The following is a 6,528-nucleotide window of genomic DNA, read 5'->3' on the forward strand; positions in this document are numbered from 1 at the left end:
GCGTCGCTCGGTCGCAGATCCGGCCCTGAGACGACAGAAGTTGCGCCAGGATGCTGAGGAGACGAGAATGTTAGATGGTCCCGATCTGGCGCTGCAGTACGAGCATGCGTTCGACATCCGCGTCAACTTCGATCGACGATGGACGACGGGTCCCATCCATCCTGGCGGTCCCGACTGCGGCTACACGTCGGTGGGCGAGGGCGGGATCGTGTTTGGTCCCCTACTGAACGGGCGTCTGGTCGACTATAGCGGCGCCGACTGGCCGATGATCCGCAGCGATGGCGTCGTGGAGCTCAACGCCCACTACATGATTGAGGCGGATGACGGCGCGCGCATCTACATACGCAATCTTGGCTACGTACACGGTCCGTTGGAGCGGCCTGGACGGCCGCCCCTCCCACGCTATTTCCGCTGCACGCCTTATTTCCGTGCGCCCGATGGTCCGCACGAGTGGCTGAACCGCACCGTGATCGTGGGCGTGGGACAGCGCCGGCCGCGGATCACTCCGGACGACGAGCCCGACCACTCGCTATTCCGCTACTACGCGATCAAGTAGGCGGCGGTGACGCGAACGGCTCTCGACAAGTAGAGACGATCGCGCATCCTGCCGATCACGCGCCCAAGAAGGTCGCTCACCGCGCGCTCGCGCGGAAATCCACATCCCTCACAAGCGAATACCGCACTCGACCGCGCTCTCCCGCCGCGCCACCGGCAGGAGATGCGGCCACTTCAGCGTTCCCCGGTTGGGGCGGGAGAGCGCGGCCGGGACACGGCCTCAATCGGGAGGGAAGGCACGTTGAGCGTTTGCGTGGCCTCGGTCGCGGCGCGCACGCTGTCTTGATCGAGCGGGATTACCTTCAGGTCGAGATCGACGTGCCGCTGGATCTGATCGGTGAGGTGAGAATTGCCGCGTCCTTGCGGATCGATGAAGAGGTTTTGGCCGCCAGCGTCCACGACGCTCAGCATCTCGCGCCGATCCTTGGCCAGCTCCATGAAGGCTACCCACTCGTCGCCGCCATTGTCCCGCACGAAAGCGGGGCGAGTCCGCGCATCGCGGCGGGCAGCTCGACGTCACCATGATCGAAAAAGCCGTCAACTGGCGCGGTGGGCCGGCTTGACTCCTTCTTCGAGGGGTCGAAATAGCGGTAGTAGACGGGCTGGCGAAGCCCGCGCAGGGGCCCTTGACCGAAGTCCGCGCGGAGCTTGGCCAAGGTGGTCGTCAGCGTCGAGCGCAACACCGCGTCACGATCCCGTCCCTGCAGGAAGTCGAACTTCGCGGGCGTGGCGGCATCCTTGCCCTCTATCACCCGCAGAAGGAGGCTCGTGCGGTACTTTATGTGCTTGTAGTCGTCGATCCGGTGCCACCAGTCGCCGATGACGGAGCCCACCAATGCTTGTTGCGCGATCGGCAGCCAGGCCTCGAACGCCACCAGACCGGGATCGTCGTAACGGCCATCCCCGTCGGCATCCGTGAAGAGATCGTTCCAGCCGGCCATCAGCTCCACCAGTTCGGTGACCCACCACTGGTAACCGTAACCCGTGCCGTCCGCGTCGGCGACCTGCGTCGGATATGTGGCCTCTGCCACCCAGCCATCGGGCAGTACGGATCTGCCGTTTTCATCTTTTCCGCCGAGCATGAAGAACCGGCCGAATCGCGCATAGTCGCGCAGCGTGGCGTTGAGGAAGCCGCTGCTCATGATCCGGCCCGCGCCGTCGACGATCCAGCTTGCGTCATGCTCCATGCCGGCCGGCACCCAGACCTTTTCAGACAGATACGCGTTGAGCGGCTTGCCGGTGGCGTTGGCGACGATGACGCCGAGCAGCCGGGAGACGCTCGACGCGTAGTTGAACGTGGTGCCCGCCGGGGCGAGGCGCTTCGATTTCGCGAGGAAGGTGAGGAGGTCGACACCTTCCGGCACGGGCCTGCCGTCCGGTACCGCGAGCCCGGTGATCCGCCCACCATCGCCGCCTTGGCCGTAGATCTCCTTATATTCGATGCCCGTGCTCATCGTCAGAGCATGACGGATGGTCACGTCGTCCCAGGCGCTGCCGCGCAGCTCCGGAACATATTTCGTGACCGGATCGTCCACACTGCCGATCTTGCCGTCCTTGATCGCAGCACCCACCAGGGTCGAGGTGAAAGACTTGGCGGCTGAGTTCGAGACCCAGACCTTGTCCTTTCCGAGGCCCAGGCCGTAGCGTTCAAGCACGATCCTGCCTCTATGGAGCACGAGCAGCCCGGCGGTGTGATTGTCCGCCATATAGTCTGCGATAGTGCGAATCCGACCCTTTTCGCGATAGCTGGCCTTCAGCGTCAGTTTGGACGCGGGCAGGGGGGTGATGCGCGGACCGCGTGCAACGGGCGCGGCGACGTAGAGCTTCGCCATGTTTCGAAACCCTGCCGAGCGGACATCGTCGGGCCAGAAGACGAACATCTGGCTGGCGGGGGGAAGCCGCTCTGCGAGAGGCGGCGCTGCGGCCTGTGTCCGCGCACCATGCGGCTGCTCCGCGCTGGCCGGAGCGACAAGCGCGCCGATCAGCAGGGCCGCCAGTCCCGCTCGACGGTGCATGATTCTGTCCGACGACATGCTCAAGAGACCCTTCTTTGATCGGGCAGGTGGACCAGAGCTGCTATCCTCCATGCAGCGATCGGCCGGAGTATAGGGGCTATCCGCGAACCCGGTGTGTTGCAAAATTTCATTGATTTAGCATTATTCTTGCTGGTCAGGCACTGTCAATCCTCACGCTTGCATTATGAAGGGCCAAGGACAGCGCGGCTCCCGGAGGCTTGGAGACCCAGCATGTGTCGACACTAAATGCGGCCACCATAATTTATTGACGGATCAATGGAAATGACTAGACTGCCAGGGAAGTCGGGGCACGGCTGCGTCGCCGACGGGGTGGAGAGGAAGAGAATCGATGATTGGGCAGGAGATGAAGGAGTTCGACTCGGAAAAGGTCGGATTCTTCGCTGAGCGTTCGTTCATCATCGAGTGGGGACAGTGCGATCCCGCCGGGATCGTATACTATCCACGGTATTTCGACATGTTCAACGAGTCGACGATCCATCTCTTCGCCGCGGCTGGTTATCCGAAGCATGAAATGCTCGAGCGTTTCGACATGATCGGCTATCCGATGATCGCGACCAACGCTTCTTTCCATTTGCCCTCAACATTCGGTGACACCGTCACGATCAGGAGCTTCGTGGCGGGGTGGGGCAGATCGAGCTTCGAGATCCGTCATGATCTGCTGCACGGTAGCGTGCTGGCCGTTGCGGGCTACGAGAAGCGGGTCTGGGCGGCGCGCGATCCGGAGACGCAGCGCATCCGTGGTGTCCCCGCACCCAGGGAGGTGGTCGAGCGCATGATGCGAGCCCGCTGAGTTCCACACGTGGAGGACTGTTCGAACGCAATTTCAATTCAGCTTGAGATTGTTGATTACTCAATATACATGCTTCTGATACGTACAGAATGGGCGCGTACCTGATCACCGGGGCGCCGGGGGCGACATTGCAATGAGGGGACCGGGCGGAACCCTTCCGACGCACCCGATCGGCGCGCGAGCAACGGTAGCCACGCCATTCGCCCCGCACATTACGGGTTAACCTAAACCCATTGGCCGATCGAACGGCAGCAAAGGAAGGATCAGCATGACAAACACAGACTATCCGCTCCGCACCGGCGGCGATCGCGGCTACCTCCGCATCGCGACCGAGGAAGCATTCTGTCCGCCCGAGCTGATGGACCGCTTCATGGAGATCATGGAGGATCGGTCGATCGACGATCCGGGCTTTTACAGCCTCTGGGGTTTCTACGGTGGCCCCAGCGAGCGAGCGCGACTGCTCCGGGAGCGTATCCAGGATCTGGGCGACCGCCGCATCGCCGACATGGATGCTACCGGCATCGATATGCAGATCCTCGGCATCACATGTCCCGGCGTCCAGATCTTCGAGCCGGCCGAGGGTGCGGCCATGGCGATCGATGTCAATGACCAGTTGGGGGAGGCTGTAGCCGCGCATCCGGACCGTTACGTCGGCTTGGCTGCCATCGCGCCGCAAGCCGTCCACGAGTCCGTGCGGGAGGTCGAGCGCGCCGTCACGAAGCACGGGTTCAAGGGTGTGATCGTGAATTCGCACGTTCAGGGCCGCTATCTGGACGAGGTCGACTTCTGGCCGATCCTCGAGGTGATCGAGGCGATGGACGCGCCGCTGTACATCCATCCCAATACGCCTTCGAAGCAGCTCATCCAGCCTTTTCTGGACCGGGCGCTCGAAGCGGCGATCTTCGGCTTCGGCGTCGAAACCGGACTGCACCTGACGCGACTGATCACTGCCGGCGTGTTCGATCGGTTCCCCCGGCTGCGGGTCGTGGCGGGGCATCTTGGCGAGGCTCTGCCTTTCTGGATCCGCCGCATGGACTTCTGGCACACGGCCTCGGTGCCGGCCGGTCGCAAGGGCACGATCAAGCTGGACCGCTCCCCGCTCCAGGTACTCAAGGAGAATTTCTGGTTGACGACCAGTGGCATGCCGTGGACCGACACGATCCTCTACTGCCAGAAGGTCATGGGTACGGATCGCGTCATGTACGCGATGGACTACCCATATCAGTATGTGGCGGACGAGGTGCGCGTCCAGGACAATTTGCCGATCGGTTTTGAGGAAAAGCGCCAGTTTTTCCAGACAAACGCGGAGACCGTCTTCAACATAAAGCCCCGCTGACCGTCAGCGGCTGGCTGCATCGTAGCCATATCATCAACGATGTTCGGACCGGCCGGCGCTTTGCCGCCGATCCTCTCTCAGCCGAGTTTGGGTAGGGGGTCAGCGCAAAGACGCCGCGGGCACATTGGTGACTTCTCCATTATAACCGGGGTGGGCCGTGAAATCGAAAGGTCGTTCTGGTGGATTAAGGAGGTTTGGTGGCCAACCCGAAAGACTACCCGCCACTGGCGGCGCTGCGAGCCTTCGAAGCCGTTGGCCGGCTACATGGCATCCGCCGCGCCGCGAAAGAACTGACGGTGGACCATGCTGTCGTCAGCCGCCACATACGATCACTGGATGCGTGGGTCGGCGCACAACTCTTGACGAGAAATGCGAAGGGCTATTCGCTGACCGAGCTGGGCAGCACGTATCACGAGCAGATTTCCTCTGCCCTGGGAGCCATCGCCAGCGCGACGAGCATGTTGATGAGCAGGGGCGGCGACCTTAACTCAGCATCGAGTGCATTCCGGGCTTCGCGTCCCTGTGGCTGAGCGATCACCTGGGCGATTTCATCAGCAAGAATAGCGACATAGACGTCGACTTCCGCCCCTCCGACCATAGCCCCGATTTCCGGGGAAATCTGGTCGATACGGACATCCGCTATTTGCGCGAATGGGAAGAAGCGGCACTGCCCAAGTCCGTACGGCGCTTCGAATTCGTTCGTCCCACGGTTTTCCCCGTGGCAAGCCCCGCGTGCGCCGCAAACTTGAAGCCGATCGACAGTGCCGAGGATTTCCTTTCCCTGCCGCTCCTGCATGAGGAAAGCGACTTGGAATGGCGGCACTGGCTGCTGAGTCATGACGTCAGAGTGCCGGATCGGATCGGGGGGTCGCGCCTCTGGCACGCTCACCTTACGCTGGCGGCAGCACGCCAGGGCCATGGCGTGGCATTGGCGAACCGCTGGCTGCTGCGCGACGATATTGAAGCGGGACGGCTGGTGGAAATCATCCCCGCCAATGGCAGCTTTCGTCCGATCCGTTTCGGCGCATACACGATCCTTGCGCGAGAAGATCGCTGGAATTCTCCCAGCGTGCTTCGCTTCCGCAGGTGGCTTCAGGAGGAAGTCGCATCCAGCGACACCGCATCCGGCAACTGAGGCTCGAAGGAAGCGGCAAGGGCCGCCTGTCGGCGCGCTTTGCAACGATCCGCGCGTCGAACAAATCACCCCCGCCTAACCCGGCCACAGCTTATCTGCAAACCGTTCGGAAAGGCGGCGGCCCTGATCGGATTGCACCACCAGCGAAACAAAGATGTCCAACTTGCTCACTTGACCGAATTTTGACTCACCCATAGCTTCCCGACCCGATCTCACGAGATAACTACATAAATTCTGAGAGTGCGATCAATTTTCTGCACCCAAAGGGAGCCATTTTCAGTCCATGTAAAATTATATGAAGAAGATGGATTGAAGACAAGGCAGCGGAGATCTTGAAAAGTCGGGTGCTTGTCACAAAATCGGGGGGGTAATATGTCTCTGAAATTGAAGAGCATACTAAGGGATGCTGCGTCAATTGTAACCATATTCGTGCTCTTGCCTGCTGTTGCACAAGCAGAGAAAAATCGCGCCCCGCAGTCGAAAGCCTCTGAAGGCGGCATGGACAACGGCGAGATTGTCGTGACGGCGCAGCATCGTGAGCAGCGTCTCCAGGATGTCGGCATCTCGATCACCGCCCTGGGGAGTGAGCAGCTGGCCCGGCTTGGCGTGACGAGCAGCATCGACATTGGCCGCATTACGCCGGGCGTCCACGTTTCGGGCAATTTCGGTGGCCAGA

The 6,528-nt window shown here is 61.5% G+C and carries 7 protein-coding genes and 1 pseudogene; 6 read left to right on the plus strand and 2 right to left on the minus strand.

The window, feature by feature from the left end:
- The first annotated feature begins 67 nt into the window (after positions 1–67).
- Positions 68–556, plus strand: a complete 489-nt coding sequence (locus tag MRBLSP13_RS21495; protein WP_363739576.1) for a DUF3237 domain-containing protein — start codon at positions 68–70, stop codon at positions 554–556.
- 173 nt (positions 557–729) lie between these two features.
- On the opposite strand, the gene MRBLSP13_RS21500 is transcribed toward MRBLSP13_RS21495, so the two are convergent.
- Positions 730–993: a hypothetical protein gene (locus MRBLSP13_RS21500; RefSeq protein ID WP_363739574.1), complete on the minus strand. Its 264-nt coding sequence runs from the start codon at positions 991–993 to the stop codon at positions 730–732.
- Positions 994–998: 5 nt separating this feature from the next.
- Positions 999–2,588: a serine hydrolase domain-containing protein gene (locus MRBLSP13_RS21505; protein WP_363739791.1), complete on the minus strand. Its 1,590-nt coding sequence runs from the start codon at positions 2,586–2,588 to the stop codon at positions 999–1,001.
- A gap of 346 nt (positions 2,589–2,934) precedes the next feature.
- On the opposite strand from MRBLSP13_RS21505, the gene MRBLSP13_RS21510 reads away from it, so the two are divergent.
- From MRBLSP13_RS21510 to MRBLSP13_RS21530, 5 genes and pseudogenes are all read left to right on the plus strand, one after another.
- The gene (locus MRBLSP13_RS21510; protein ID WP_363756553.1) at positions 2,935–3,381 is read left to right on the plus strand and encodes an acyl-CoA thioesterase; all 447 of its coding nucleotides are present in this window, start codon (positions 2,935–2,937) and stop codon (positions 3,379–3,381) included.
- A 268-nt stretch (positions 3,382–3,649) separates the two neighbouring features.
- Positions 3,650–4,717, plus strand: a complete 1,068-nt coding sequence (locus MRBLSP13_RS21515) for an amidohydrolase family protein (protein ID WP_363756555.1) — start codon at positions 3,650–3,652, stop codon at positions 4,715–4,717.
- A 197-nt stretch (positions 4,718–4,914) separates the two neighbouring features.
- On the plus strand, positions 4,915–5,247 hold the full coding sequence (locus MRBLSP13_RS21520) for a LysR family transcriptional regulator (protein ID WP_363739570.1): 333 nt from the start codon (positions 4,915–4,917) through the stop codon (positions 5,245–5,247).
- 8 nt (positions 5,248–5,255) lie between these two features.
- On the plus strand, positions 5,256–5,852 hold the full coding sequence (locus MRBLSP13_RS21525; RefSeq protein WP_363756561.1) for a LysR substrate-binding domain-containing protein: 597 nt from the start codon (positions 5,256–5,258) through the stop codon (positions 5,850–5,852).
- A 372-nt stretch (positions 5,853–6,224) separates the two neighbouring features.
- Positions 6,225–6,528, plus strand: a pseudogene (locus tag MRBLSP13_RS21530) (TonB-dependent receptor); the annotation flags it as partial.

It is taken from the genome of Sphingobium sp. LSP13-1-1.1, from assembly GCF_040676415.1.
Classification (GTDB): domain Bacteria; phylum Pseudomonadota; class Alphaproteobacteria; order Sphingomonadales; family Sphingomonadaceae; genus Sphingobium.